Raw genomic sequence first — 26,382 nt, 5'->3', positions numbered from 1 at the left:
GAACCCGTGCCGCTGCCGGAACGGCCACCGCTGTCGCTGGAACCGCCGCTGTCGCCCGAGCCTCCTCCGTCGCCGCCGTGGTCACCGTGGCCGGCGGCGGAGTCCAGACCGTGGCGGGCGCGGTGGCCGGCCCGGTGGCCGGCGCCGTCGCGCAGGCCCTCGCCGAGGGTCTCGCCGGTGTTCTTGACGGCGTCCTTGCCGGCGGCGATGCCTTCCTTGGCGGTGCGCTTGAGGTCGTAGCCGTTCTGGGCGCCGAAGTTCTGGTTGACGGTCTGGGCGATCAGGTCGGAGGCCATGGCCTCCAGCGCGGAGATGACCGGCTCCTTGGCCGCCTCCATGATGGCGTCCAGCAGCTGCTTGGCGACCTCCTTGAGGATGCGGCGCACGATTTCGCGGGTGGCGAGGGTGCCGGCCGCCGCGCCGATCTCGGACAGGCCCAGGGTGAAGGGCGCCGCCGCCTGGGCCGCGATGATCTCCGCGGCCAGGATCGCCAGCTGCGTGATCACGGCGATCTTCATGCCGACGACCAGCGCCGCGGCGGCCTCCAGCGTGTACGCGATGATCTCGGCGGCCTGGCGCGCGTCGTCGAAGTAGCCCGACCCGTCGGCGAACTTGTCCCACGCCTTGCTGAAGCCCTCGATGGCGTCACCGGCGTTGACCGAGAGCACATTGCTCGCGGCGGTGTACCCGCGCGACTGGTGCCTGGCCACCTCGTTCGCGAACTGACGCCACACCTGCGCGCATTCGACCAGCTTGTCCTCGTCGGCATGCGGCCAGTTGAAGCCGAGCATGTCCAGGACCCATTCCAGCGGGTCCGGCAGCATGAGAGACAAGGCGGTGCTCCCCCGTGAAAGTGCGTGAGATTGTTCAGTACAAGGCGGTGACCGGCGCGCCCCGGGACGCTTCCTGTCCGGGAGCCGGTGACCCGGCCGGCTCCGTACCAGGGCGAGGCCAACGGCGTCCATGCTGCGGTGCGCTCAGGCAGCGCGGCCGTCAGACCCCACCACAGGGCTCTCCGTTCCGTTCCGCGGGCGATACCGGCGCGGCCCCGGCCACGCAGGTCTCGTCAGCCCCCTCACGACCGCTCCTGGCGCGGGCAATGTGCGGCGGACGGCGAACCCCGCGTGTTTGGGCGGTCAGGGTGTGTCGCGGCTCAGCAGCCGGCGGTAGAGCTCGACAGCGTCCTCCGGCGGACGGTTCGGGAGGAACGTCACCTCACCGTCGGCCTTGGCGATGACGGCGTTGCTGCCGCCGGGGCATGGCGGTGGCACGTACGGATCGTCATGGGCCGGGTAGCCGGGGTAGATGAGGTAGCCGATGTCGAATTCGTGCACGAACAGGTCGACCGGGCCGCTAGGCGAGCCCACGCGCGGGAACAACGTACGGCCGATCTCCAGAGCGTGATCGGCATCGGTCGGCACCACCGCGGGAGGTGTGGCGGACGGCGGGAGAGGCGGAGGGTAGGACTGCAGCGACGGCGGTTGGGGGCCTGGGACGCCCGCTGCGCCTCCTCCGGCGGTGCCTGCGTTTCCCCCGGCGCCGGTGCTTCCATTGTTCCCAGCGGCAGCGGCACCATCCGACATCCCACCCGTGTTGCCGGATTCCGTCATGGAATGTCCCTCCCGTTCTCATGGCTCACGTATCTGCTGATCAACCTAACCGACGCACCGGACACGGATACGGTTTCAGTCGGCAGCCCCCGGCGCCCTCATCGCGGCGATGGTTGGTACGTCAGCAGGGCAGCCCGTTCGCGGAGCGGCCCGTACGACGTAATAGACCCCCACTGAATCGCAGGCACTTTCCGGCATCCGTCACGCGCCCCGGCCGTCGGCCCGGTCGGACGTCGGCCACACATACGGCACCCCCTCCGGAACGTCCGGAAAATACGTGCGGTAGTGCTCCGGAGCTTTTGTCACCAAGGCCGACTGGTGGCTTTGGTGGAATTCCGGGTCGCCCAGCCAGTTCGGGAGGTCGCCGGCTTCGGACAGTTCGGCGTAGGAGCGTACGGGGGTTCGGGGGTAGTGGGTGGCGAAGTCCTGGGTGAGGGTCAGGGCGCAGGTGTCCTGGTGGCCCGCCTCTGTCCATTGGCGGCACATTTCCAGTCCGTATCGGACCAGCGCCTCCTCGTAGCCCTGCCACATGCGGACGGCCGGATGGTGTCGCCAGCCATAGCCGGGGACGGTCAGGCCGCGGAGGACCTGGAGGGTTTCCACCCGTTGTTTTCCCAGGCGGCGTGGGTCCAGGACGGCGGCGGTGGCTGCGAAGTCGGGGTAGGGGAGGAAGGTCTGCATGGGGTCTGGTGTATGTCTTCTTGGCCGCTGTTCGTGGGATCGGCGGGGCCCGCTACGTCGTTCGGGCGAGGTTGCGGGCCCCGTCTCCCGGCCGTTTACGGGAGCAATTCGGAGATCGCTCCGTCCGGGGCCGTCACGGCCGCTGTCAGCAGTGTCACCAGTTTCTCCGCGATTCCCTCCACGGTTTCCCGGTCGAAGACGTCCGTGTTGTATTCCACGAAGCCTTCCAGGCCCTCCGGCTCCCCTGCCCCCGACCGCTGTTCGGTCAGGCCGAAGGACAGGTCGAAGTGGGAGACGCCGAGGTCGACCGGGTGGAGGGTGGCCGGGCTGCCGCCGAGGGTGAAGTGGCGTTCGGGGGCGTTGTCGAGGGTGAGGAGGGTTTGGAAGAGGGGGTGGCGGGCGGTGGAGCGGGCGGGGTTGAGGGCTTCCACGAGTTGTTCGAAGGGGAGGTCCTGGTGGGCCCAGGCGGCCAGGTCGGTGTCGCGGACGCGGCGCAGCAGGTCGCGGAAGGTGGGGTCGCCCGAGGTGTCGGTGCGCAGGACCAGGGTGTTGACGAAGAAGCCGACGAGGTCGTCGAGAGCCTGGTCGGTGCGGCCGGCGATGGGGCTGCCGAGCGGGATGTCCGTACCGGCGCCCAGGCGGGTCAGCAGGGCCGCCAGGCCCGCTTGGACGACCATGTAGAGGCTGGTGCCGGTGTCGCCGGCCAGGGCGTGCAGGCCCTGGTGGAGGTCGGCGGGGAGGTGGAGGGGGAACATGTCGCCGCGGTAGGTGGTGGCCTCCGGGCGGGGTCGGTCGAGGGGCAGGGGGATTTCGGCGGGGAGGCCGGACAGCGTGGAGCGCCAGAACTCCAGTTGGCGGCTGTACGTGCTGTCCGGGTCGGCCGGGTCGCCGAGGAACTGCTGCTGCCAGAGGGTGTAGTCGGCGTACTGGACGGGGAGCGGGGTCCACTGCGGTTCCTCGCCCGCGCTGCGGGCGTCGTAGGCCGCGGCGAGGTCGCGGGACAGGGGTGCCATGGACCAGCCGTCGCCCGCAATGTGGTGGAGGAGGAGCAGGAGGACGTGGTCGGTGGGGCCGGTGGTGAAGAGGGCGGCCTTCAGGGGGTGTTCGGCGGTGATGTCGAAGGCGTGGCGGGCGGCCTTGTTGAGGGACGGGGCCAGGTCGTCGGGGGTGACCTCGACGACGGTGAGGAGGTCGGCGCCCGAGTCCGGCGGAAGGATGATCTGCTGCGCGGCGCGGGCCCGGCGCGGGAAGACAGTGCGCAGGCTCTCGTGGCGGGTCACGAGGTCGCCGATGGCGGCCCGTAGGGCCTCGGGGTCGAGTGTGCCGGAGAAGCGGAGGGCCAGGGGAATGTTGTAGGTGGGGCTGGGGCCCTCCAGGCGGTGCAGGAACCAGAGGCGGCGCTGGGCGTACGAGAGGGGGATGGTGTCGGGGCGTACGGCGGCCTTCACCGGCGGGCGGGCCTGGGCGGTGGCGGAGTCGATGCGCCGGACGAGGGCGGCGACGGTGGGGGCCTCGAAGAGGGCGCCGATGGGCAGTTCCACGTTCAGGGCGGTACGGATGCGGCTGATCAGGCGGGTCGCCATGAGGGAGTGGCCGCCGAGGGCGAAGAAGCTGTCGTCGATGCCGACGCGGGGGACGCGCAGCACGTCGGCGTACAGCGCGCAGAGGATCTCTTCCTTCGGTGAGCGGGGGCCGCGTCCGCCGAGTTCGGAGCGCGGGTCGGGGGCGGGCAGCGCCGTACGGTCCACCTTGCCGTTCGGGGTGAGCGGCAGGGCGTCGAGCGCCACGAGGGCGGACGGGACCATGTAGGCGGGCAGCCGGTCGCGCAGGTGGCGGCGCAGCGCCGTGGAGTCGAACGCCTCCTTGGAGACGGGGACGAGGTGGGCGACCAGGCGGGTGTCGCCCGGGGCGAGTTCGCGGAGGTTCACGGTGGCCTGGGCGACCGCGGGGTGGGCGTCCAGGACGGTTTCGATCTCGCCGGGTTCGATGCGGAAGCCGCGCATCTTGACCTGGGAGTCGGCGCGGCCGATGTAGTCGAGGTGTCCGTCCCTGGTCCAGCGGACCAGGTCGCCGGTGCGGTACATACGGGCGCCCGGCGCGCCGAAGGGGTCGGGGAGGAAGCGTTCGGCGGTCTGTCCCGGCCGTCCCACGTACCCTCGCGCCAGGCCCGCGCCGCCCACGTACAGCTCGCCGGTCACCGGCGGTGCGACGGGGCGCAGGGCGCTGTCGAGGACGTAGACGCGCGTGTTGTCCATGGGGCGGCCGATGGGGACCGTGCCGGCGACCCGCTGCGGGCCCCGCAGGGCGTGGTACGTCGCGGACATGGTGACCTCGGTGGGCCCGTAGACATTGTGGACGCGGGTGTCCGGGCAGGCGGTGAGGATCTTCTGTACGGCGGACGGGGAGGCCGCTTCGCCGCCCGTCCACACCTGGCGGACACCGGCGAGCGCGCCGGGGCACTCCTCCGCGATCAGGTTGAACAGGGCGGTGGTGAGGAGGACCGCGGTGATGCGGTGTCCGGTGAGGAGGCGGCGGTAGTCGTCGGGGGTGAGGTCGCCGGGCGGCGCCATGACCAGGTGGCCGCCGTTGAGCAGGGGCACCCACAGGTCGAAGGTGGAGGCGTCGAAGGCGGTGGAGGCGTGGCCGAGCACGGTGTGCCGGGCGCCGTCCGGTTCGCCGTCGCCCCAGCAGTGGTCGGCGGCCAGGCCCACCACGTCGCCCTGGGTGACGGCGATGCCCTTCGGGGTGCCGGTGGAGCCGGAGGTGTACATGACGTAGGCGACGGTGTCGGCGTGGGCGGTGGGGGCGGCGAGGTCGGTGGCGGGGAGGTCCGCCACGGCTTCGGCGCAGGCGTCCACGGCCAGGGCCGGTACGCCGGGGAGGTAGGCGGCGGCCGGCAGGTCGCGTCGGGTGAGGACGAGGACGGCTTCGGTCTCGGCCGCGATCAGGCGCATGCGGGCGGCCGGGTAGCGCCGGTCGAGCGGTACGTAGGCGCCGCCCGCCTTGAGGACGGCGAGGATCGCGACGACCAGGTCGGCGGAGCGGTCCAGGAGGACGGCGACCCGGCTCTCCGCTCCGACGCCGTGGTCGGTGACCAGGTGCCGGGCCAGGCGGTTGGCGCGGGCGTTCAGTTCCGCGTAGGTCAGGGTGGTCCCGTCGGCGGTGAGGGCGGGCGCGTCGGGGTGGGCGGCCACGACGGCCTGGAACGCCGCCGCCAGCGAGGTGCGCGGGACGGGCCGGTCGGTGGCGTTGACCTCGCCGAGCAGCAGGGCGCGCTCGTCGGCGGTCAGCACGTCGAGCTGGGTGAGCGGCTGGTCGGGGTCGGCGGTCACCGTGTCGAGCAGGGCGACCAGCCGGGCGGCCAGCGCTTCGACCGTGCCGCGGTCGAAGAGGTCGGTGCTGTATTCGATCGCGCCGTCCATGCCGGGCCGTTCGCCGTGCGCGCCGCGCCGTTCGGTCAGGAAGACCGACATGTCGAAGCGGGAGGCGTCGACGTGGACGGGTTCGGTGTGGGCGGCGTGGCCGCCGAGCGTGAACTCGCCTTCGGGCGCGTTGTCGAGGGTGAGCATGGTCTGGAAAAGGGAGTTGCGGGACGCCGAGCGGACCGGGTTCAGGGCCTCGACGAGCTGCTCGAAGGGGAGGTCCTGGTGGGCCCAGGCGGTCAGCGCCGTGCTGCGTACGCGCTGGAGGAGTTCCCGGAAGGCGGGGTCGCCGGAGGTGTCGGTGCGCAGCACGAGCGTGTTGACGAAGAAGCCGATGTGGTCGTCGAGGGCCTGGTCGGTGCGGCCCGCGACGGGGCTGCCGAGCGGGATGTCCGTACCGGCGCCGAGCCGGGTGAACAGGGCGGCCAGACCGGCCTGGAGGACCATGTAGAGGCTGGTGCCGGTTTCCCCTGCGAGCGCGTGCAGGCGCTGGTGCAGTTTCGCGGGGATCTCCCAGGTGATGGAGTCGCCCCGGAAGGAAGCGCGCTGCGGGCGCGGGCGGTCGAAGGGCAGGGCGATCTCTTCGGGGAGGTCGCGCAACTGCTCGCGCCAGTACGCGATCTGGCGGCCGTAGACGCTGCCGGGGTCCTCGGGGTCGCCGAGGAACTGCCGCTGCCAGAGGGTGTAGTCGGCGTACTGGACGGGGAGCGGGGTCCACTGCGGGGCCCGGCCGGCACGGCGCGCGTCGTACGCCGTGGCCACATCGCGCGACAGGGGGGCCATCGACCAGCCGTCACCGGCGATGTGGTGCAGGAGGAGGAGCAGGACGGTCTCCTCCGGGCCGTTCGCCCCCGCGCCGACGCGGAAGAGCTTCACGTACAGCGGCAGGTCGGTGGTGAGGTCGAAGCGGTGCCGCGCGGCCTCCTTGAGGAGCGCGCGGAAGGCCGCCGGGTCGTCGGGCACGTCCTCGGTGACGTCGAGGATGTCGAACGCGTCCGGGTCCGTGGCCGGGTCGAGGACGACCTGCTGCGGGGTGCCGCCGGTCTCGCGGAAGACCGTACGCAGGCTCTCGTGCCGGGCGAGCAGGTCGCCGAGCGCGGCCCGCAGCGCCTCCTGGTCGACCCGGCCCGCGACGCGCAGCATGAGCGGGATGTTGTACGTGGGGCTGGGGCCTTCCAGGCGGTACTGGAACCACAGGCGGCGCTGGGCGTACGACAGCGGCAGCGCCTCGGGGCGCGGCATGGGCCGCAGCGCGCCGCGGGGCCGCGCGGTGGACAGTCCGAGGCGTTCCACCAGGGCCTCGACGGTGGGCGCCTCGAAGAGCGCCGCGATGGGCAGTTCCACGCCGAGCACGGCACGGATGCGGCTGACCAGGCGGGTGGCGAGCAGGGAGTGGCCGCCGAGGGCGAAGAAGCCGTCGTCGATGCCGACCCGGGTGACGCCCAGGAGGTCGGCGTACAGCTCGCACAGGATCTCCTCCTGCGGCGAGCGCGGGGCCCGGCCGCCCGCTGCCCTGCCGGTGCGGGCCGGGTCCGGGGCGGGCAGCGCCTTGCGGTCCACCTTGCCGTTCGGCGTCAGCGGCAGCGCGTCGAGCACCGTGATCACGGACGGCACCAGGTACTCGGGCAGGCGGCCGAGCAGGTCGCGGCGCAGGCCGGCGGCGAGGGACTGCCGGGCGGCGTCCTCGGCGGGCACGACGTAGCCGGTCAGGCGGACGTCGCCGGTGCGGTCGGTGTGCGCCGCCACGGCGGCCCGGCGCACCGCCGGGTGGGCGGCGAGCGTCTGCTCGATCTCGCCCGGTTCGATGCGGTGGCCGCGCACCTTGACCTGGTCGTCGGCGCGGCCGACGAACTCCAGCTCACCGTCGGCGCGGCGTCGTACCACGTCGCCTGTGCGGTACATGCGGGCGCCCGCCGGGCCGAACGGGCAGGCCACGAAGCGCTCCGCGGTCAGCCCGGACCGCCCCAGATAGCCCCGGGCCAGGCCGGAGCCCGCGAGGTACAGCTCGCCTGCGGCGCCGTCCGGCACCGGGCGCAGCAGCGCGTCCAGCACGAACAGCCGTACGTCGCCGATCGGCGCACCGAGCGGGGGCACCACACGGCCGGACAGCGGCTCGCCCGCCGTCGCGCACACCGTGGCCTCGGTCGGCCCGTACGCGTTGACCATGCGCCGCCCCGGCGACCAGCGTTCCACCAGGCCGGCCGGGCACGCCTCGCCCGCCACCACCAGGGAGACCAGGCCGGGCAGTGTCGCCCGCGGCGGCAGCGCGGCCAGGACCGACGGCGGCAGGGTGGCGTGGGTGACACGCTGCTCGGCGACCAGTTCCTCCAGGCCCGCGCCGGGCAGCAGCCGCTCCCCCGGCGCCATGACCAGGGCGGCGCCCGTCAGCCACGTCACGCACATCTCGGAGACCGACGCGTCGAAGCTCGGCGAGGCGAACTGGAGGACGCGGCTGTCTCCCGTCACCGCGAACCGCTCGGCCTGCGAGGCCGCCAGCGCGGCGAGCCCCGTGTGCGGGACGACCACGCCCTTCGGCACGCCGGTCGAGCCGGAGGTGTGGATCACGTATGCCGGGTGCGCCGGGCGCAGACCGGTCACGGGGTCGGTATCCGGGTGGGCGGTCGGGTCCTGGCGTACGGCGTCCTCGTCCAGGACGAGGACGGGCGCGGCGTCGGCGAGGACGAAGGCGCGGCGCTCGGCCGGATAGTCCGGGTCCACGGGTACGTACGCGCCACCGGCCTTCAGGACCGCCAGCAGCGCCACCGCCAGCTCCACCGAACGCGGCAGCACCACCGCCACCCGCGCCTCCGGCCCCACACCCCGCTCCACCAGCCAGTGCGCCAGCCGGTTCGCCCGCGCGTCCAACTCGGCGTACGACAGCGACACATCCTCGAAGACCAGCGCCGTCGCCTCCGGCGTCCGCGCCACCTGCTCCGCGAACAGCTCGGGCAGCGTGCTGTGCCGTACGGGCGGCGCGGCGGCCGACGCGTCCCGGCGCAGCCGCTCGCGCTCCCCGGCCGTCAGGATGTCGAGATGGGCCAGCGGGACGTCCGGTGCGGCGACCGCCGTCTCCAGGACGCGGACCAGCTGGGCGGCGAGCGTCCCGACCGTGCCGCGGTCGAAGAGGTCGGTGCTGTACTCCACGAAGCCGTCCAGGCCGCGCGGCTCGCCCTGCGGGCCCTGGCGCTCCCAGAGGCTGAAGAAGAGGTCGTATTTGGCGGTGCCGGTGCTTAGCAGCTCGGAGCGGGTGCGGACGCCGAGCCGGCCGAAGCCGCCCTCCGGGGCGTTCTGTACGGCGGCGACCACCTGGAACAGGGGCTGCCGGCCCGCGGACCGGACCGGGTTCAGCGCCTCGACCAGCTGCTCGAAGGGCAGGTCCTGGTGGGCCCAGGCGGCCAGGTCGGTGTCGCGGACGCGGCGCAGCAGGTCGCGGAAGGTGGGGTCGCCCGAGGTGTCGGTGCGCAGGACCAGGGTGTTGACGAAGAAGCCGACGAGGTCGTCGAGGGCCTGATCGGTGCGGCCCGCGACGGGGCTGCCGAGCGGGATGTCCGTACCGGCGCCCAGGCGGGTCAGCAGGGCCGCCAGCCCGGCCTGGACGATCATGAACAGGCTGGTGCCGGTCTCGCGTGCCAATGCGTGCAGGTTCGCGTGCAGGCCGGCGGGCAGCTCCAGGCCCAGGGCGTCGCCCCGGTACGTCGCGCGCCGCGGGCGCGGGCGGTCGTACGGGAGCGGGATGTCCTCCGGAAGGCCGCGCAACTGCGCGGTCCAGTAAGCCATTTCCTTGCTCTGCACACTGTCCGGGTCCTGCGGGTCGCCGAGGACGTCCCGCTGCCAGAGGGTGTAGTCGGCGTACTGCACCGGCAGCGGGGACCACTGGGGCGCCATGCCCTTGCGCCGCGCGTCGTACGCCTCGGCCAGGTCACGCGAGAGCGGGGCCGCGGACCAGCCGTCCCCCGCGATGTGGTGGAGCAGGAGCAGCAGCACGTGCTCGTGTTGTTTCACGTGGAACAGCGTTGCGCGCAGCGGCAGTTCGGTGGCGATGTCGAAGGCGTGGCGGGTGGCTTCGTGGAGCAGCCGCCGTACGTCGTCGGGACCGGTCCGTACGACGGAGAAGACGGACGACAGGTCGGGCAGGTCGCGGACGACCTGGTGCGGGGTGCCGGCGGCCGTCTCGTGGAAGACCGTGCGCAGGCTCTCGTGCCGGGCGAACAGATCGCCCAGCGCCGCCCGCAGCGCGTCGTGGTCCAGCTCGCCGGACAGGTGCAGCGCGAGCGGGACGTTGTACGTGGCGCTCGGGCCTTCCAGGCGGTGCAGGAACCACAGGCGGCGCTGGGCGTACGACAGCGGGAGCACGTCGGGGCGCGGGACCGGGCGCAGCGCCGGGCGGCCCCCGGAGACGGCGGCGTCGATGTGCTCGGCGAGCCGGGCGACCGTGGGTGCCTCGAACACGGCGGTGATCGGGAGGTCCACGCCCAGGGCGGTGCGGATGCGGCCGATCAGACGGGTGGCGAGCAGCGAGTGGCCACCCAGGGCGAAGAAGCTCTCGTCGATGCCGACCTGCGGTACGCCGAGGACATCGGCGTACAGCTCGCACAGCACGCCCTCGCGCGGGGTGCGCGGCGCCCGGCCGCCGGTCCCGTCGCCGGGGCGGGCCGGACCGGGCGCGGGCAGCGCGGCGCGGTCCACCTTGCCGTTCGGCGTCAGGGGCAGGGTGTCCAGCGCGACGATCGTGGCGGGCACGAGGTGGGCGGGCAGCCGGTCGCGCAGGTGCCGTTGGAGGTCGGCGACCAGCGCCGTGGTGGTCAGGGCGGCGCCGGGGTCGGTGGTGTGGTCCGCGAGCGGGCCGGTGAGGTCGCCGGACGGGCGGCAGAGGTCCACAGGGGCCGCCGACGCCAGGTCCGCCGCAGGGGCGAACAGCACGTCGTACTGCCCTTCCGGGCCCTCGGGCGCCCAGGTGACGGCCGTCCACAGGCCGAGACGGGCACCCAGACCGGTGATCTCCTCCGGTTCGGTTCCCGCGGTGGCACCGGCGTCCGTGAGCCGGGAGCGCGCCTCGCGCACCGGCAGGCCGTCGGCCACGGCGGCAGCGGCCGCCGCCTCGCCCGCCAGCCGCGGGTTGGGCACCCCGGTCAGACGCAGCCGCTGTCCGGGCCGGGCGCGCAGGGCGGCTTCCAGGCCGGCGGTGCCGGTGACGTCCTCGCCCCAGGCCAGGCACGGGACGTCGGCGAAGGAGACCGTGCGGGCGGGCCGCTTGTGCAGGACGGCGTCGTAGCGGTGGCGGGTCAGCTCGTTGTGGTGGCGGGTGCCCTTGAGCCGGAGGCCGGCGCCCGCCAGGTCCGGCAGTTCGGCGGGCAGCGCCGCGAAGAAGTCCGGGTCGGCGAGGAGTTCCTTCTCCAGCCGGACGCCCTGGTCGATCACCGCGGCCAGCGCGTCCGTACCGGTGTCAGCGGCGGCGCGGGACAGCTCCACGGCGGTACGGAAGAGGCGGAGCAGGCGCCGGTTGCGGACGTCGCCGACGAAGACCCGGCCGCCGGGGGCCAGCAGGTCCACGGCCCGGCGCAGCACCCGCAGGAAGTAGGCGGCGTCGGGGAAGTACTGGGTGACCGAGTTGATCACGATGGTGTCGAACCAGCCGGTGGGCAGACCCGCGGTCTCGTCGGCAGGACGGCAGCTCAGCTCGACCTTGCCGGCCAGGTCCGGTACGGCGGCGACCTGGCGGCGCAGCCGCTCGACGGCGGGCGCCGAGAAGTCCGCGCCCCAGTACGCCTCGCAGGCGGGTGCCACCTTCGAGAGCAGCAGGCCGCTGCCGACGCCCATCTCCAGGACCCGGCGGGGCTTGAGCGCGAGGATGCGCTCCACGGTCTCGGCACGCCAGGCGCGCATCTCCTCGACGGGGATCGGGGTGCCGTCGTAGCTGCTGTTCCAGCCGCTGAAGTCCTCGCCGAACGGCGGCTCGTCGTCCTGTGGTCCGGTCCCGTCGGCGTAGAGCAGGTCGTGCATCTGCTGCCATTCGCCGACCTGGTGCGCGTCGGCCCCGGCGGCGTCCGGCGCGGGGCCGTCGGCCGGTACGACGTAGCCGGTCAGGCGGATATCGCCGGGCCGGTCCTCGCGGGCGGTGACCACGGCCTGCCCGACCGCCGGGTGGGCGGCGAGCGTCTGCTCGATCTCGCCCGGCTCGATGCGGTGGCCGCGCACCTTGACCTGGTCGTCGGCGCGGCCCACGAACTCCAGCTCACCGTCGGCCCGGTGGCGCACCAGGTCGCCGGTGCGGTACATGCGGGCGCCCGCCGGGCCGAACGGGCAGGCCACGAAGCGCTCGGCGGTCAGCGCGGAGCGCCCCAGGTAGCCCCGGGCCAGGCCGCTTCCGGTGACGTACAGCTCGCCCGTACCGCCCGTCGGCACCGGGCGCAGCGACGCGTCGAGCACGTGCAGGCGCACGTCCGCGATCGGCGTGCCGAGCGGGGGCGCCACACGGCCGGACAGCGGCTCGCCCACCGTCGCGCACACCGTGGTCTCCGTCGGGCCGTACGCGTTGACCATGCGCCGCCCGGCCGACCACCGGCCGGCCACGTCCGGCGGGCACGCCTCGCCCGCCACCACCAGCGAGGTGATCTCCGGCAGGGTGGTGTGCGGCGGCAGGGCCGCGAGCACGGACGGGGGCAGGGTGGCGTGGGTGACGCACTGCTCGGCGACCAGTTCCGCCAGGCCCGCGCCGGGCAGCAGGCGCGCCGCGGGGGCCATGACCAGGGTGGCGCCCGACAGCCAGGCGACGCAGAATTCCGCGACCGACGCGTCGAAGCTGGGCGAGGCGAACTGAAGGACGCGGCTCTCCCCCGTCACCGCGAACCGCTCGGCCTGCGAAGCCGCCAGTCCGGCGAGGCCCGCGTGGGAGACGACCACGCCCTTCGGGACGCCCGTGGAACCGGAGGTGTGGATGACGTAGGCGGCGTGCGCCGGTGCGAGGCGGACCGCGGGGGCGGTCGCGGGGTAGGCGGAGAAGTCCCCGCGCAAAGTCTCCTCGTCGAGGACCAGCGCGGGGGCCACGTCGGCGAGGAGAAAGGCACGGCGCGCTTCCGGGTACTCCGGGTCCACGGGTACATACGCACCACCGGCCTTCAGGACCGCCAGCAGCGCCACCGCCAGCTCCACCGAACGCGGCAGCACCACCGCCACCCGCGCCTCCGGCCCCACACCCCGCTCCACCAGCCCATGCGCCAGCCGGTTCGCCCGCGCGTCCAACTCGCCGTACGACAGCGACACATCCTCGAAGACCAGCGCCGTCGCCTCCGGCGTCCGCGCCACCTGCTCCGCGAACAGTTCCGGGAAGGGCAGGGCGGAAACATCCGCGTGCGTCATGTCGTTCACTGGTCCTCCACTCGTCGGCCGACGCCTGGAGCGGGCCGTTCATCAGGGTCGGGGGTGGGGTCGAAGGCGGGCACGGGGGTGCCTTGCCCGGTCCGTGCGCGCTCTGGAAAGGTGATCGTCATGGGGGCGAGCGGACGGCCGTGGGCGGTGGTGGCGGGCACGGACGAGGTGCTGGAGCTGGTCCCGGCGCCCGAGCGGCTGCTCACCGGCGCCGAACGGCGGCGCGCGGACGCGATGCCCGGCCCGCACGCCCGCGCCGACTTCATCGCCGCGCACGTGCTGGTACGGCTCTGCGCGGCCCGGCTGCTGGACCGGCCCGCCGACGCCCTCGTACTGGAACAGCACTGCCCCGGCTGCGGCTCCGGCGAGCACGGCCGGCCGGCGCTGGCCGGGCTGCCGCAGGTGTCCGTCAGCCTGTCGCACACCACGGGGGTGGTGGCCGCCGCGGCGGGCCGCGCGCCTGTCGGGATCGATGTGGAGCGGCGCAGGCTGCCGGACGGCATACGGGGTGCCGCGGGCCGGGTGCTGAGCACGGCCGAGCGGACGGCGATGCGGGAACACGCCGACCCGGACGCGTACTTCCTGCGCCAGTGGGTCCGCAAGGAGTGCCTCGTCAAGCTCGGCAGGACCACGCTCGGCGGGCTGTCCGCCGTCGATCTCTCGGGCCTGCCGGAGGGGCCGGACGGCTCCCCGGAGCGGCTGTCCCAGCACGGCGACCTGTACGTGCTCGACCACACGGACACGCGCCGGGACGCGGTCGCCGCCGTGGTGAGCACGGGGCGTCCCCGCATCGGCGCGCTGTATCCGCCCGCCGGTCCGGAGCGCCTCGCCGGCCTGGAGGGTCCGCGCACCTGACCGACACCCCTCACGCCAGCAGCTCGGCGAGCCGTGCGCGGTTGAGCTTGCCGTTGTCGTTGTGCGGCAGTTCCTCCAGGCGCCGGATGCGGCGCGGCACCATGTGCAGCGGGAGGTGCTGCCGCAGCCAGTGGCCGAACTCGTGCGCGCGCATCTCCTTGCCGAGGTAGGCGGCGAGCAGCCGCACCTCGTCCTTGACCGTGACGGCCACCACGGCGGCCTCGGTCACCTCCGGGTGCCGCCGCATCGCGGCCTCCACCTCGCCCAGCTCCACCCGGTGGCCCATGATCTTGACCTGACCGTCCAGCCGGCCGCGGTGCACCAGCCGGCCGCCCTCCCGGCGGACCCGGTCGCCGGTGCGGTACCAGTGCGCGCTGGTGAGCGGGCCGGAGCCGTCGTACGGGACGGCGGGCGCGCCCGGCTCGTACCGTACGAAGCGTCCGGCGTTGTCGGCCGGGTCCAGGTAGCCGTCGAAGCGCTGGGCGCCGCGTACGCACAGTTCCCCGTCGTCGCAGGGGTGTCCGTCCTCGTCGAGGAGGACCGCTTCCATGTGCGGGTACGGCTGCCCGATGGGGACCGTGCCGTTGGAACTGCCCGTGCCGGGCGCGCCGTCACCGAGGTCGTGGTCGGTGCAGGTGATGGTCAGTTCGGTCGGCCCGTACAGGTTGTGGATCCGGCTGCCGGGCGCCACCCGCTGCCACAGCGCGGTCAGCTGCGCGGTGACCGGTTCGGCGCTGAAGCAGCTGTGCCGGAGGGTGCTGACCTGCCCCAGCGGCAGGTTGCCGAACCGCTGGGCGGTGGTGACCAGGGACGGTACGGAGAACCAGTGGGTGAGCCGGCGGCGCACCACGTAGTCCACGGGCCGGTACAGCTCGTCCTGGTCCGGTACGACGACGGTGGCGCCGGAGCCCCAGGCGACGAACAGGTCGTGCACGGACGGGTCGAAGGTCAGGCCGAAGGTCTGCGACATCCGGCAGCCGGGGCCCGCCGCGTACCGGGCGATGGTGTACGCCACGTACGGGGAGACGTGGCGGTGGCGGATCGGCACGCCCTTCGGGCGGCCCGTCGAGCCGGAGGTGAACAGCAGGTACGCCTCCGCCTCCGGGTCGCCGGGATGTGCGGGCAGCGCGCCCTCGGGCGGGTCCGGGAGGCCGTCGCCGTCCGCGGGGACGACGGTCACCGCGGGCAGGGCGGTGAACGCGGCGCGGTGCTCCTCGCCGGCGAGGATCGCGCCGACCCCGGCGCGGCGCGCGATGTCGAGGTTGCGGGGCAGCGGGTGGTCGGCGTTGAGGGGGACCACGGAGGAGCCGAGGCGCTGGACGGCCAGGTACGCCACGTACGTGTCCACCGTCCGGGTGGCGGCCAGCGCGATTCTCACCGGAAGGCGCGGAGGGCCGTCGGCGGCGGGCTGCTGTTCGAGGACGCGGGCCGCCAGGGCCACCGCCCTCCGGTCCAGTTCGCCGTAGGTCAGGGTCTGCTCGCCCAGTTCGAGGGCCGGGGCGTCGGGCCACCGGCGGGCCGAGTCGGCGAACCACTGGTAGAGGGTGCGGCCTTCCAAGGCGGGCTCCTGGCGTACGGGGTCCACGGTGGGCGGGGAGGAGGTGGTTCCGGCGGTGGGCGGGCGGCTCACGGGGCGGCCTCCGCCGGTGCGTCCGGGGCCGCGGCGCGCTCCTGCTGCGCCGCCCCCATCCGTACGACCGGGCGTGCGACCAGCACGAACAGCAGCAGCACCCCGATGCCTGCGGCCACGTACGGCACGTTGACGTCGACCAGCTTGGCGACCGCGCCACCCGCCAGCGCCCCCAGCGGGATGGTGCCGGTGCCCACCAGCCGGTAGACGCCGTTGAGCCGGCCGAGCTGGTCGGGCGGGGTGGTGGCCTGGCGGAAGGAGACGGTCAGCGCCTGGTAGACGGCGGCGCCGAGCGCCATCAGGGCGAAGCCCGCGGCGGCGACGAGCGTATGCCGCACCAGGCCGGTGAGCAGCATGGCGACGCCCATCAGGACCATGCCGCCGAGCGCGGCCGGGAAGAGTCCGAAGCGGTCGGCCAGCCGCGAGTTGAGCAGACCGCCCGCGATGCCGCCGAGCGCGCCGACCGCCAGGAACACGCCGAACGCCGCTTCCGGCAGGCCGAGCCAGCGCACGACGTAGAGGACTTCGAGGGTGCCGGTGACGGCCATGAAGAAGTTCAGCGCGCCGAGCATGCCCGCGAGGGTGGCCAGCAGCCGGTCGGTGCGGAGCAGGCGTACGCCGTCGAGGATCATGGTGCGCCAGCGCGGCGCGTCGCCCGGGCCGGTACGGTTCGCGGGCGGCCCGGGAAAGCGCGGGAGGGTGGCCAGCAGGGCCACGCCGAGCAGGAACGACACCCCGTCGATCAGGAACGGCAGGCCCGCGCCCGCGACGAAGGCCAGGCTGCCGAGCGGCTGCCCGGCGGAGTCGCGGAAGATCAGCTGGGCCACGTGGAGGCGCCCGTTGGCGGCGGCGAGCCGTCCGGTGTCCACGACCATCGGCAGGTACGACTGGGAGGCGACGATGTGCACCGTCTCGCCCAGCCCGAGCACCGCCGCCACCGCGCAGACCACCGGCAGGCCCACCGCACCGGTGACCACGGTCAGCGTGAGGACCAGCACCGCGGCGGCCCGCAGCAGGTCGATGCCGATGAGCAGCGAACGCCGGTCGGCCAGGTCCGCCCAGACGCCGGCCAGCGGCGACAGGAGCAGGGGCAGCCAGTTGGCGACCGTCACCAGGGAGATCAGCAGCGGGTCGGTGGTGAGCGAGAGGGCGAGCAGCGGCAGGGCGGTCAGCCGTACACCGTCGCCCAGCGCGGAGACGGCGGTGGACGCCCACAGCCGTCCGAACGCGCCCCGGCCGGGCACCTTCGCGGCGCCGTCCGTCATGCCCACGGTCGCGTGGTGCCGTCGCCGGACCACAGGACGGGTCCGGACGCGGCGAGTGTCGTGGGGGCGGCCTGCCGCCGCGGGACCAGGTGCAGGCGCTGGGCGTCCGCCGGGGCGTCGACGGCCGGCTCCCGGGCGTCCTGGCAGGCGCACGGCTTGGTGTCGAAGCCGGCGAACCGGTAGGCGACCTCCATGATCCGGTTGCGTTCGGTACGCCGGAAGTCGGCCTCCAGGTGCACGCCGGCCCGGGCGGCCTGGTCGGCGATCCAGCGCAGGACGTGGCTGCCGATGCCGAAGTTGACCACCCGGCAGGAGGTGGCGAGCAGCTTCAGGCGCCAGCTGGCCGGCTGCCGCTCCAGCAGCGCCACACCGACCGCGCCGTGCGAGCCGAAGCGGTCCTCGACGGTGGTGACCAGCACCTCGTGGTCCGGGTCGGTGAGCAGGGCGCGCAGATCGGCGTCCGAGTAGTGCACGCCGGTGGCGTTCATCTGGCTGGTGCGCAGCGTCAGTTCCTCGACGCGCGCGAGGTCGTCCGCGGCGGCGCGGGCGATGTGCAGCCGCATGTCCAGGGAGCGCAGGAACTCCTCGTCCGGCCCGTTGAACTCGCTCTGGGCCGCCTCGCGCCGGAACTTCTCCTGGTACATGGCACGGCGCCGTCGGGCGTCGGTGGTGACGGAGGGCGAGAAGTCGGCGAGGTCCGGCAGGCCGGCCGCCTCCGCCGCGTCGTAGCAGCGGACGTCCGGCAGGTGGTAGGCGACCTCGGCGCGCTCGGTGTGCTGGTCGTCGATGAACGCGATGGTGTCCTGCGCGAAGTTCAGCTGCTCGGCGACGGCGCGTACGGCGTCGGACTTGCGGCCCCAGCCGATGTGCGGCAGGACGAAGTACTCGGCGACGCCCAGCGCTTCCAGCCGGGCCCAGGCGTCGGCGTACTCGTTGCGGCTGGCCACCGACTGGAGGATGCCGCGCTCGTCGAGGGCGCGCAGCGTCTTCAGGACGCCGGGGCGCAGCTCCAGGTCGTCGTTCTCCAGCAGGACGCCCTGCCACAGGGTGTTGTCCAGGTCCCAGACCAGGCACTTCACCGCGGGGCGCGGGGCCGTCGCCGCCGGGTCCGGGGTGCTCGTGGTGTCCGCCGTCTCACTGCCTGCCATGCCGGTCATACCTCCCAGAGAGTCACGGCCCACGCCGCGACCGGGCTGTTGTTGAGGACGAGGACGAGGTCGCCGGGTGCCAGCTCGCCGCGGGCCAGCAGCCGGTCCAGGTTGAGCACCACGTCCATGGCGCCGAGGTGCCCGTACGCCTGGAGGTGGTCGGTGCAGACGGGGTGGACCGGCAGGCCGAGCAGCGTCTCGTAGAACTCGAAGGCCGACGCGGTGACGTTCTGCATGAGGGTGGCGGCGATCCGCTCCCGGGGCACGCCCGCGTCCGCGAGGACCTGCTCGACCAGCCGCTTGAGGTGCTGCCGGCTGTGCAGGGCCAGTTCGAAGCGGTAGCGGTCGGCGGAGTCGATCTCCTCGCGCCACTCGTACCAGGGGGCGCTGCGGTAGTCGACCTGGAGGAGGTCGTGGAACCGGCCGTCGGTGTGCTGGCGGTGGGCGCGCAGCACCGGGCGGCCACCGCGCACCAGGGTCATGGCGAAGGCACCGTCGCCGACGACGGTGACCGGGTGGCGCACCCGGTCCAGCGCCACCGGGCGGCTGGCGTGCGCGATCATGACGGACTGCCGGGCCGGGTCGGCCGCGAGGAGGTCCCGGGCCAGCGACCAGGCCGAGCTGGAGCCCGTACAGCCCAGCCCGTCCAGGACGAAGGAGAACGCCGAGGTGAGCCCGGCCTCGGACGCGATACGGCCGGATTCGGAGCCGAGCAGCACCTCGGGGGCGCGGGCGCCGACCACCACCAGCACGTCCGGGTCCGGGGCCGCCGTGTCGCGTTCGCGCAGTTCGCGGACGGCACGGGCGGCGAGACCTGCCGCCGGCGGCTCGTCGCTGAACCGGCCGACCGTACGGATGCCGCACCCGAGCGCGAAGTCGGCTTCCTCACGCGTCAGTTGGCCGATCTCGTCCAGCTTCTCGACGGGTGTCAGCTCGTCGGGCAGGAGGCAGTGGACGGCCCCCACTCCGATGTCCGCGGCCGGGCCCCCGCCCGCGTCCGTGCCGCCTTCCGTGTCCGTCGTCGTCATCCCCGGCCCGTCCGTACGTGGTCCGCGAGGAGCAGCTGGCTGATCTCCGTGCTGCCCTCGATGATTTCCATGAGCTTGGCGTCGCGGTACGCCCGCGCCACCGGGTGGCCGTCGCCCGCCCCGCGGGAGGCCAGCACCTGGACGGCCGTGGCGGCGCCCCGGACGGCCTCCCTGGAGGCGACGTACTTGGCGACGACGGCCTGGGTGCCCAGCTCCGGCCGGTTGTCGTCCCAGCAGGCGCTGGCGTGCTCGCAGCAGCGCAGCGCGACCTGCTCGGCGACGGCCAGTTCGGCCAGGTGCCGGGCGACCAGCTGGTGGTCGGCGAGCGGCTTGCCGAACTGCTCCCGGTCCCGGGCGTGCGCCGCCGCGCTGTCCACGCACGCCCGCAGGATGCCCGCGCAGCCCCAGGCGACGGAGAGCCGGCCGTAGGTCAGCGCGGCGGTGGCGAGCAGGGCGACCGGCAGGCCGGCGCCGGACAGCAGATGGTCCGCCGGTACGCGCACGTCGTCCAGGCGCACGTCGGCGTGCCCGGCGGCCCGGCAGCCCATCGGGTCCGGTACCCGCTCGATCCGTACGCCCGGGGCGTCGGCCGGCACCACCACCACGGCCGCGCCGCTGCCGTACGTCCCGAAGACCACGAGCAGGCCCGCGTAGGCGGCGCCGGTCACCCAGACCTTCTCGCCGGTGACGTGCACCGTGCCGCCCGCGCGGCGGATCTCCGTGCGCATCGCCGACAGGTCGCTGCCCGCGCCGCTCTCGGAGAACGCGACACCGGCCGTCTCTCCCCCGGTGAGCCGGGGCAGGAACGTGCCGCGCTGCGCGGCGGTGCCGAAGCGCTGCACGGTCCAGGCGGCCATGCCCTGCGAGGTCATCAGCGACCGCAGCGAGCTGCACAGGGACCCGGCGTGCGCGGTCAGCTCGCCGTTGGCCCGGCTGTCCAGGCCGAGCCCGCCGTGTTCCGCGGCGACCTGCGCGCACAGCAGTCCGCGCCGGGCGGCTTCCCGTACCGTCTCCGCGGGGATACGGCCGGCCAGGTCCCACTCCCCGGCGCGGTCGCCGACGAGTCCGCCGAGCGCGGCGCGGGCGTCCGCGGTCGCCTGTGCCGTCACCGCCCCGCCGCTCCTTCGCCACGCAGCCGCTGGACCAGCGCGGCGATGGCGGGCACGGTACGGAAGTTGTCCAGCGTCAGGTCGTCGCCCTCGACGGTGACCTGGAACTCCTGCTCGACGTACTGGAGCAGTTCCAGGGAGAACAGCGAGGAGAACGCCCCGGAGGCGAACAGCTCCCGGTCCACGGGCCAGTCGCCGCCGGTGCGCTCGCCCAGGAACGCCACCAGGCGCTCCCGCACCGCCTCGGCGCCGGGTCCGGTCGCCGCGTCGGCCTGGTTGTCGACGGTGGTCATGCGCGCGTTCCTCCGTAGGAGTAGAAGCCGTTGCCGGTCTTGCGGCCGAAGTCGCCCGCCCGCACCTTCTCCAGGAGCAGGTCGCAGGCGCGGTACCCGTCGTCGCCGGTGCGGTCGTGCAGCACCTTGAGCGTGTCGACGATGTTGTCCAGGCCGATCAGGTCCGCGGTGGCCAGCGGCCCCGTACGGTGCCCGAAGCAGCCGGTGAAGACGCGGTCGACGGACTCGGCGGGGGCGCGGCCCTCGGCGACCAGCCGGGCCGCGTCGTTGATCACCCGCATCAGGATGCGGTTGGAGACGAAGCCGGGGCCGTCGCCGACCACGACCGCCTCCCGGTCCAGGGCGGCCAGCAGGCGGTCCAGCGTGGCCATCGCCGCGTCTCCGGTGCGCGGGCCGCGGATCACCTCGACCGCGCGGATCAGGTAGGGCGGGTTCATGAAGTGGGTGCCGACGACGTCCTCGGGGCGCTGGGCATAGCCCGCCAGCTCGTCGACCGGTACGGCCGAGGTGTTGGAGGCGATCAGCGTGCCGGGCCGGACCGCGGCGGAAATCTCGCCCAGCGCCTCGGCCTTGGCCTCGGTGGTCTCGGTGACCGCCTCGATGACGGCCGCCGCGGTGTCCAGGCCCGCGTACGGGGCGCCGGTGGTCAGCTCGCCGTCCGGGCCCTTGGGCAGCTTGCCCAGCAGCCGGGCGTGCCGCAGCTGCCGGCGCACATCGCCGCGGGCCCGCTCCAGCTGTTCCTCGGACACGTCGGTCAGCAGCACCGCAAGGCCGCGGCCCACGGCGAGCGTGGCCAGCGCGGTGCCCATGACACCGGCCCCGACGATGGCCAGCCGGCCGTCGCCCCATCTCCCGTCCGCCGTCGTGCCGTCCGTCATCCTGTGGGTCGCTCCATCGGTGGTCACCGGGCTGCACCTTCCGTCACATCGGTCAACAGGGCCGCGAATTCCGGGCGTCCGGCGAGGTGGCGCAGGGCCCGCAGGGTGCGTTCGCCGTCCAGGCGGGGGTCCAGGCCGTGCTCGTCCAGCCACTCCCGCCACAGCCCGCCCGCCACGTCCACGCGGGGCGTGTCCAGGTCGTGGGTCTCGTACAGCGCCATCGTGGACAGCACCGGATCGCCGGTCTCCAGCGCCCGCCGCCCGGCCAGCCGCGCCCACTCGGCGACCGGCACGCCGCGGGTCGGCAGGCCCAGGGCGGCCAGTTCGGCGAAGAGCGCGGCGAAGGTGGGGGGCTCCTCGCCGACCAGGTGGTAGGCGCGGCCGACGGAGCCGGGCGTGCGGCCGAGCCGGACGACGGCGCGGGCGACCAGGTCGATCGGGGCCACCGGCAGCGGCATGTCGTCCGCCGGGTGGGCGCCGATGGCCAGGCACGCGGCGATCAGCCGCCAGAGCAGGTCCAGGTCGTTGCAGGCGCCGGTGGCGGTGTCGCCGCCGATCAGGCCGGGGCGGAAGACGCGGACGCGCATGCCGTCCCGCTCGGCCTTGTCCAGGAGGCGTTCGCCGACCCACTTGGAGATGCCGTAGCCGCCGGCGTCCGGGTCCAGGGGCTGGTCGCGGCGCTCCAGCAGGCGGCCCTCGGAGCCGAGGGCCTGGCCGCAGGCGGCGAGGGTGGAAATGTAGCTGATGTCCATGATGCCGTGGCGGCGCATCCAGCCGAGGAGGTGGTACGTGGCCAGGGTGTTGGCCGGGCGCAGCACCTCGTACGGCTCGGTGAAGACCACGCGGGCGGCGCAGTGGACGACGTGGCCGGTGCGGCGGGCCAGTTCGCCGTCCCGGTAGGTCTCGCACACCTCGGCGACGTCCCGCAGGTCGCCGGGGACGACGTGGACGCGGTGCGGGTCGGGTTCGGGGAGGCGGAAGCGGGCGGCGGTCTCGCGCAGCCGCCGTCGGCCGTGTTCCTCGTCGTCGGCGCGGACCAGGCAGTGGACGCGGCTGTCGCGGTAGCCGGGGTCCTGGAGCAGTTCGTGCAGCAGGAAGGCGCCGACGAAGCCGGTGGCGCCGGTGAGCAGCACGTCCGTGCCGGGCGGTGTCCCGCGCGGTGCCAACGGCGGGAGTTCCAGGGCCAGGTCGGCGTCGATGAGGGCGGCGTCGGACGGGTGCGCGGCGGGGGCGGTCCCAGTGACGGCGGTCCCAGTGGCGGGGGCGTCGGTGGCCGTACGGTCCGACGCGCCGCGGATCGCCTCGGCGACGCGGGCGACGGTGGCCTGACTGCCGCCGGTGCGGTGCAGGTTGAGCAGCGTGCCGTACCGCTCCTGCACCTCCAGGGTCATCCGCAGACCGAGCAGGGACGTGCCGCCGAGGGAGCCGAAGGTGTCGTGCAGGCCGATGCCGCGGGTGCCGAACAACTCCTCCCATAGGGCGAGCAGTTCGCCTTCGAGACCGGCGGGCCGGCCGGTGGCCCGGTCGCTGGGCGCACCCGCCCCGGCGGGCTCCTGGGCCGTGGCTCCCGGAACCTCGAACACCGAGTCGTCCAGCGCCGAGCAGCGCCGCCGGGTGAACGGGTAGGTGGGCAGCGTGACGCGTCGGCCGGTGCCGTCGTCCAGCGCGCGGGCGTCCACCGGGACGCCGTGCAGCCAGGCGTCCGCGAGCGCCGCGGCGATCCGCTCGGTCAGGGCCGCGCGGTCCTCGGCCGGGTCGGCCGGGAGCACGTACCGGCCGGGGCCGCTCTCGCCCTCGCCGACGATCAGCAGGTAGGCGTCGGCGGGCAGCGCCGCGGGCACGGCGGCGTGCTGCTCGGTACGGCGGCCCAGGGCCGCCAGCAGGGCGGTGCGCATCTCCTCGGCGCGCTCACCGGCCGCGGTGACGGCCAGCACCGGGCGGCGGGTGCCGGCGCGGACCGTGCGGGCGGCGGGCGGGCGGGGCAGGCGCAGGGCCGCGGCCAGCCGGTCGGGCGCCGCGGTGACCACCCGGCGCTCGGGGAAGTCCCGCCGCCCCACGCGCAGGGTGTGGGCGATGTCCCCGGCCGGGGCGCGGTCCTGGTCGATCTCGTCGGCCAGGCGGCGGGAGAGGGCGTCCAGTTCGGTGCGCGTACGGGCGGAGAGCTGGAGCCGTACGACGGGCCGGGCGGGCGCCGAGGGGCGCACCGGCTCCGGCGGCGGGGCGAGGACGACGGACGCGTTGGCGCCGCCCAGGCCCATCGAGTTGACCAGCACCTGACGCCCGGGCTCGGTGCACCGCTCCAGGTCGGTGGGGACGTAGAAGGGGCTGTCGGCGAGCACACCCGGGTCGCGGGCGTGCTCGAACATCGGGTGCGGGACCAGGTGGCCGGTGCGGGCGACGTGCACCGCCTTGATCAGCCCGGCGATGCCGGCGGCCGATCCGGCGTGCCCGATGTTCGCCTTGACCGTGCCGAGCGCGCAGTGGCCGCGGTCGGCCGGGCGCCCGCCCGCCGCGCGCAGGCCGTCGATGAGGCCGCGCAGTTCCACCTGGTCGCCCAGCGGTGTACCGGAGCCGTGGGCCTCGGCGTACCGCAGGTCCGCCGGGTCGGTGCCGGCCACCGCGAGCGCGGCGGAGACGACCGAGGCCAGGCCGTCGGGGCTGGGCGCGGTGAATCCGGGCCGGTGGGCGCCGTCGTTGCCGACCGCGCTGCCCCGGACCACCGCGAGGACCGGGTCGCCGTCGGCGAGCGCGTCGGCCAGGCGGCGCAGGACGACGACGCCGATGCCGGAGCCCGCGCCGGTACCGGTGGAGCGGATGTCGAAGGCGCGGCAGTAGCCGTCCTCGGACAGCACGCCGCCGGGCTGGTACCGGTAGCCGACGGACGGGTACGACAGTCCGCTGCCGCCCGCCAGCGCGATGTCGCACTCCTCGGACAGCAGGCTGAGGACCGCGTAGTGCACGGCGGTCAGCGAGGAGGAGCAGGCGGTCTGCACGGCCGCCGAGGGGCCGCGCAGGCCGAGCTTGTAGGAGACCCGGGACGCCATGAAGTCGATGCCGCCGCCCAGTTGCAACGACAGGTCGTCGAACGCGGCGGGGCCTTCCGTACGGGCGCGGGCGTACTGGAGGAGCGTGTTGTAGGTGCTGTTGCCGGCCCCCGCGAAGACCCCGACCTGCGGACCGTGGTCACCGTTGGGCAGGTGGCCGGCCCGCTCCAGGCCCTCCCAGCACGCCTCCAGGAACAGCCGCTGCTGCGGGTCGATCAGCTCGGCCTCGACGGGCGGGAGGCCGAAGAACTCCGCGGCGAACAGCTCCGGGTCCGCGATCCACCCGGACCGGGTCACGAAGCCGGGCGCGGCGGCGGTCCCGGCGGACACACCGCAGCGGCGCAGGTCCTCCGCGGGGATGTCCCGGAGCGAGACCACGCCCTTGTCGAGGTTGCTCCAGAACTCCTCCGGAGTCGCGGCTTCCGGGAACCGGCAGCCGACGCCCACCACCGCTACGGCGGTCTCGCTGTTCATCGCGCGGCGGACCCTTCCGACCCCTGCGGGCCCGGGGCGGACACGCCGTCCGTACGGCCGCGCCGGGCACTGCCGAGCAGGCGCCCGCGGCCGGCCGCGGCGGCCACCGGGGCCGGTGCCTCCGGCTCGTACGACGGGTCCAGCAGCCGGGCCTGCGCGCGCACGGTGTCGTGCCGGAACAGCTCGGCGACCTCCAGCTCGCGGCCGGTCAGGTCGGACAGCTCGTCGCTGAGCATCACCAGCAGCATCGAGTTGCCGCCCGTCTCGAAGAACCCGGTGTCCAGGGGGGCTTCGTCGATGCCCAGGACGTCCTGCCACGCCTGGCGGACGAGCTGGAGCGGGTCCGCCGGGACGGGCGGGCTGTCTTCGGGGTTCACCACGGGGGCCTCCGGGAGGGTGTCGGGTTCAGGCACGCCGCGCCGCCGCGGTGGCGAAGAAGGCGCGGGACCGGGCCATCGCCCGGCCGACCTTGTCGTAGGCGTTCTCCGGGTCGGCGAACGGGCCGACCTCGACACCGATCCACCCGGCGTCGACGGCGAGGAGCTGTTCGGTGAAGGCGGCCATGTCCGCGACGCCCTCGCCGGGCACCAGGTGCTCGTGGTACGTGCCGTTGGAGTCGGAGTAGTCCACGCTGTTGACCCGGCCGGCCAGCCGCCCCACCTCGGACGCGGCCACACCCGCGACGACGAGGTGGGAGACGTCCACGTTGGCCTGGAGGGCCGGGGAGCCGACGTCGTCCAGCAGCCGGACCAGGTCGTCGACGTCGGTGATGAGCGAGGTGTCCATCGGCTCCGGCTTGACGCTGAGCCCGACGCCGCGCGCCTCGGCGTAGTCGGCGAGCCGCCGCACCGAGGCCACCAGCAGCCGCCACTGGGCCTCCTCGGGCCACATGGCGCGCCAGAACCAGTCCCCCAGCAGCAACTTCATCACACCGCCGCCCAGTTCGCGAGTGAGATCCACGTGCATCTCGGCGCGCTTGAGGTGGAATTCCCGTACGACGTCGCGGAAGTCACTGAGGCCGAAGGCGTGGCAGGCCGTCAGACTGATCGGCAGGCCGACCGCTTCCGCGTCGCTGCGGAAGCGCAGCAGTCTCTCCTGCTCCAGCTCCATCGCCTCTTCGACGATGCAGATCCACTCGGCGCCCAGGTCGGCGGCGGCCCGCCAGGCGTCCTTGCCCTGGTACGGGGAGCCGTAGAACGCCTGGTCCACCAGCAGCCCGAGGCTTGTCCGAAGGGTCATGGTTGGTTCCGCTTCTAGTCGGTGCGCGTCCGGGTCGCGGGCCCGGAGAGCGTCGGCCTTGCTGCCGCGAAAAGGCCCGGCCGGGCATCGTGGGAAGCACGGCGGTGGTTGGGCCGGAGCGGGAGCACTGTCCTGGAGCGGCGCGGCGGCATGCGTGCCACCACGCGCACCGGTGCGCGTACCGGGCCGTCGCCGTTTCCGGCAGGGCGCGGTCCGTTCGCGGGGATCGACTGCTGTGGGTGCCGAGTTCTCGTACGCCGGGCCGGGAGCCGCTACGCAGCGGCGTCCGCCGGGCGGCGTGGTGGTGCGGGGCAGCGGCCGGCGGCCCGCCGGAACGCGCT

Annotated in this window: 15 protein-coding genes; 1 reads left to right on the top strand and 14 read right to left on the bottom strand. The window is 74.2% G+C overall.

Annotated elements, in window-relative coordinates; genetic code table 11:
* The 4 genes from ACH4FX_RS18115 to ACH4FX_RS18100 all read right to left on the bottom strand — a co-directional run.
* The coding region (locus tag ACH4FX_RS18115) for a PE-PGRS family protein (protein WP_398479973.1) at window positions 1-833 on the bottom strand (833 nt) is incomplete at its 3' end.
* Between the two features lie 303 nt (window positions 834-1,136).
* Window positions 1,137-1,424 carry a hypothetical protein gene (locus tag ACH4FX_RS18110; protein WP_398479971.1) on the bottom strand — a complete coding sequence of 96 codons (288 nt, stop codon included), beginning with the start codon at window positions 1,422-1,424 and terminating at the stop codon, window positions 1,137-1,139.
* Window positions 1,425-1,811: 387 nt separating this feature from the next.
* Window positions 1,812-2,291: an MSMEG_6728 family protein gene (locus ACH4FX_RS18105; protein WP_398479969.1), complete on the bottom strand. Its 480-nt coding sequence runs from the start codon at window positions 2,289-2,291 to the stop codon at window positions 1,812-1,814.
* Between the two features lie 95 nt (window positions 2,292-2,386).
* Window positions 2,387-13,069 (bottom strand): amino acid adenylation domain-containing protein, encoded by a 10,683-nt coding sequence (locus tag ACH4FX_RS18100; protein WP_398480012.1) that lies wholly within the window; start codon window positions 13,067-13,069, stop codon window positions 2,387-2,389.
* Between the two features lie 129 nt (window positions 13,070-13,198).
* Between ACH4FX_RS18100 and ACH4FX_RS18095 the strand changes: the two genes are divergently transcribed.
* On the top strand, window positions 13,199-13,933 hold the full coding sequence (locus tag ACH4FX_RS18095) for a 4'-phosphopantetheinyl transferase family protein (RefSeq protein WP_398479967.1): 735 nt from the start codon (window positions 13,199-13,201) through the stop codon (window positions 13,931-13,933).
* A 10-nt stretch (window positions 13,934-13,943) separates the two neighbouring features.
* Here the strand turns inward: ACH4FX_RS18095 and ACH4FX_RS18090 are convergent, their stop codons facing one another.
* From ACH4FX_RS18090 to ACH4FX_RS18045, 10 genes are read right to left on the bottom strand one after another with little or no spacing between them, the layout of a single operon-like run.
* Window positions 13,944-15,563, bottom strand: a complete 1,620-nt coding sequence (locus ACH4FX_RS18090; RefSeq protein WP_398479965.1) for an AMP-binding protein — start codon at window positions 15,561-15,563, stop codon at window positions 13,944-13,946.
* Window positions 15,560-16,828, bottom strand: a complete 1,269-nt coding sequence (locus ACH4FX_RS18085; RefSeq protein ID WP_398480010.1) for an MFS transporter — start codon at window positions 16,826-16,828, stop codon at window positions 15,560-15,562. The genes ACH4FX_RS18090 and ACH4FX_RS18085 overlap by 4 nt, the downstream gene beginning before the upstream one ends.
* Window positions 16,825-17,985 (bottom strand): HAD-IIIC family phosphatase, encoded by a 1,161-nt coding sequence (locus ACH4FX_RS18080; RefSeq protein ID WP_398479963.1) that lies wholly within the window; start codon window positions 17,983-17,985, stop codon window positions 16,825-16,827. The genes ACH4FX_RS18085 and ACH4FX_RS18080 overlap by 4 nt, the downstream gene beginning before the upstream one ends.
* The gene (locus ACH4FX_RS18075) at window positions 17,982-19,004 is read right to left on the bottom strand and encodes a 3-oxoacyl-[acyl-carrier-protein] synthase III C-terminal domain-containing protein (RefSeq protein WP_398479961.1); all 1,023 of its coding nucleotides are present in this window, start codon (window positions 19,002-19,004) and stop codon (window positions 17,982-17,984) included. Before ACH4FX_RS18075 ends, ACH4FX_RS18080 begins: the two co-directional genes overlap by 4 nt.
* Window positions 19,001-20,113: an acyl-CoA dehydrogenase family protein gene (locus ACH4FX_RS18070; protein ID WP_398479959.1), complete on the bottom strand. Its 1,113-nt coding sequence runs from the start codon at window positions 20,111-20,113 to the stop codon at window positions 19,001-19,003. The genes ACH4FX_RS18075 and ACH4FX_RS18070 overlap by 4 nt, the downstream gene beginning before the upstream one ends.
* Window positions 20,110-20,406, bottom strand: a complete 297-nt coding sequence (locus ACH4FX_RS18065; RefSeq protein WP_398479957.1) for an acyl carrier protein — start codon at window positions 20,404-20,406, stop codon at window positions 20,110-20,112. The genes ACH4FX_RS18070 and ACH4FX_RS18065 overlap by 4 nt, the downstream gene beginning before the upstream one ends.
* Window positions 20,403-21,284, bottom strand: a complete 882-nt coding sequence (locus ACH4FX_RS18060; RefSeq protein WP_398480008.1) for a 3-hydroxyacyl-CoA dehydrogenase family protein — start codon at window positions 21,282-21,284, stop codon at window positions 20,403-20,405. Before ACH4FX_RS18060 ends, ACH4FX_RS18065 begins: the two co-directional genes overlap by 4 nt.
* A 23-nt stretch (window positions 21,285-21,307) precedes the next feature.
* Window positions 21,308-24,802: a thioester reductase domain-containing protein gene (locus ACH4FX_RS18055; RefSeq protein WP_398479955.1), complete on the bottom strand. Its 3,495-nt coding sequence runs from the start codon at window positions 24,800-24,802 to the stop codon at window positions 21,308-21,310.
* Complete coding sequence (locus ACH4FX_RS18050; RefSeq protein WP_398479953.1) at window positions 24,799-25,182, bottom strand: acyl carrier protein; 384 nt, start codon at window positions 25,180-25,182, stop codon at window positions 24,799-24,801. The genes ACH4FX_RS18055 and ACH4FX_RS18050 overlap by 4 nt, the downstream gene beginning before the upstream one ends.
* Window positions 25,183-25,207: 25 nt before the next feature.
* Complete coding sequence (locus tag ACH4FX_RS18045; protein WP_398479951.1) at window positions 25,208-26,041, bottom strand: sugar phosphate isomerase/epimerase family protein; 834 nt, start codon at window positions 26,039-26,041, stop codon at window positions 25,208-25,210.
* Window positions 26,042-26,382 lie beyond the last annotated feature (341 nt).

The organism is Streptomyces sp. NPDC018019 (genome assembly GCF_044327805.1).
Classification (GTDB): domain Bacteria; phylum Actinomycetota; class Actinomycetes; order Streptomycetales; family Streptomycetaceae; genus Streptomyces.
Note: the sequence above shows the minus strand (reverse complement) of the source record. Positions and strands in the feature narration are given on the sequence as shown.

Coding starts and splice junctions, on each gene's coding strand:
- ACH4FX_RS18055 (WP_398479955.1), bottom strand. CDS start 24,802: ATGAACAGCGAGACCGCCGTAGCGGTGGTGGGCGTCGGCTGCCGGTTC.
- ACH4FX_RS18105 (WP_398479969.1), bottom strand. CDS start 2,291: ATGCAGACCTTCCTCCCCTACCCCGACTTCGCAGCCACCGCCGCCGTC.
- ACH4FX_RS18100 (WP_398480012.1), bottom strand. CDS start 13,069: ATGACGCACGCGGATGTTTCCGCCCTGCCCTTCCCGGAACTGTTCGCG.
- ACH4FX_RS18075 (WP_398479961.1), bottom strand. CDS start 19,004: ATGACGACGACGGACACGGAAGGCGGCACGGACGCGGGCGGGGGCCCG.
- ACH4FX_RS18085 (WP_398480010.1), bottom strand. CDS start 16,828: ATGACGGACGGCGCCGCGAAGGTGCCCGGCCGGGGCGCGTTCGGACGG.
- ACH4FX_RS18045 (WP_398479951.1), bottom strand. CDS start 26,041: ATGACCCTTCGGACAAGCCTCGGGCTGCTGGTGGACCAGGCGTTCTAC.
- ACH4FX_RS18060 (WP_398480008.1), bottom strand. CDS start 21,284: ATGACGGACGGCACGACGGCGGACGGGAGATGGGGCGACGGCCGGCTG.
- ACH4FX_RS18095 (WP_398479967.1), top strand. CDS start 13,199: ATGGGGGCGAGCGGACGGCCGTGGGCGGTGGTGGCGGGCACGGACGAG.
- ACH4FX_RS18080 (WP_398479963.1), bottom strand. CDS start 17,985: ATGACCGGCATGGCAGGCAGTGAGACGGCGGACACCACGAGCACCCCG.
- ACH4FX_RS18065 (WP_398479957.1), bottom strand. CDS start 20,406: ATGACCACCGTCGACAACCAGGCCGACGCGGCGACCGGACCCGGCGCC.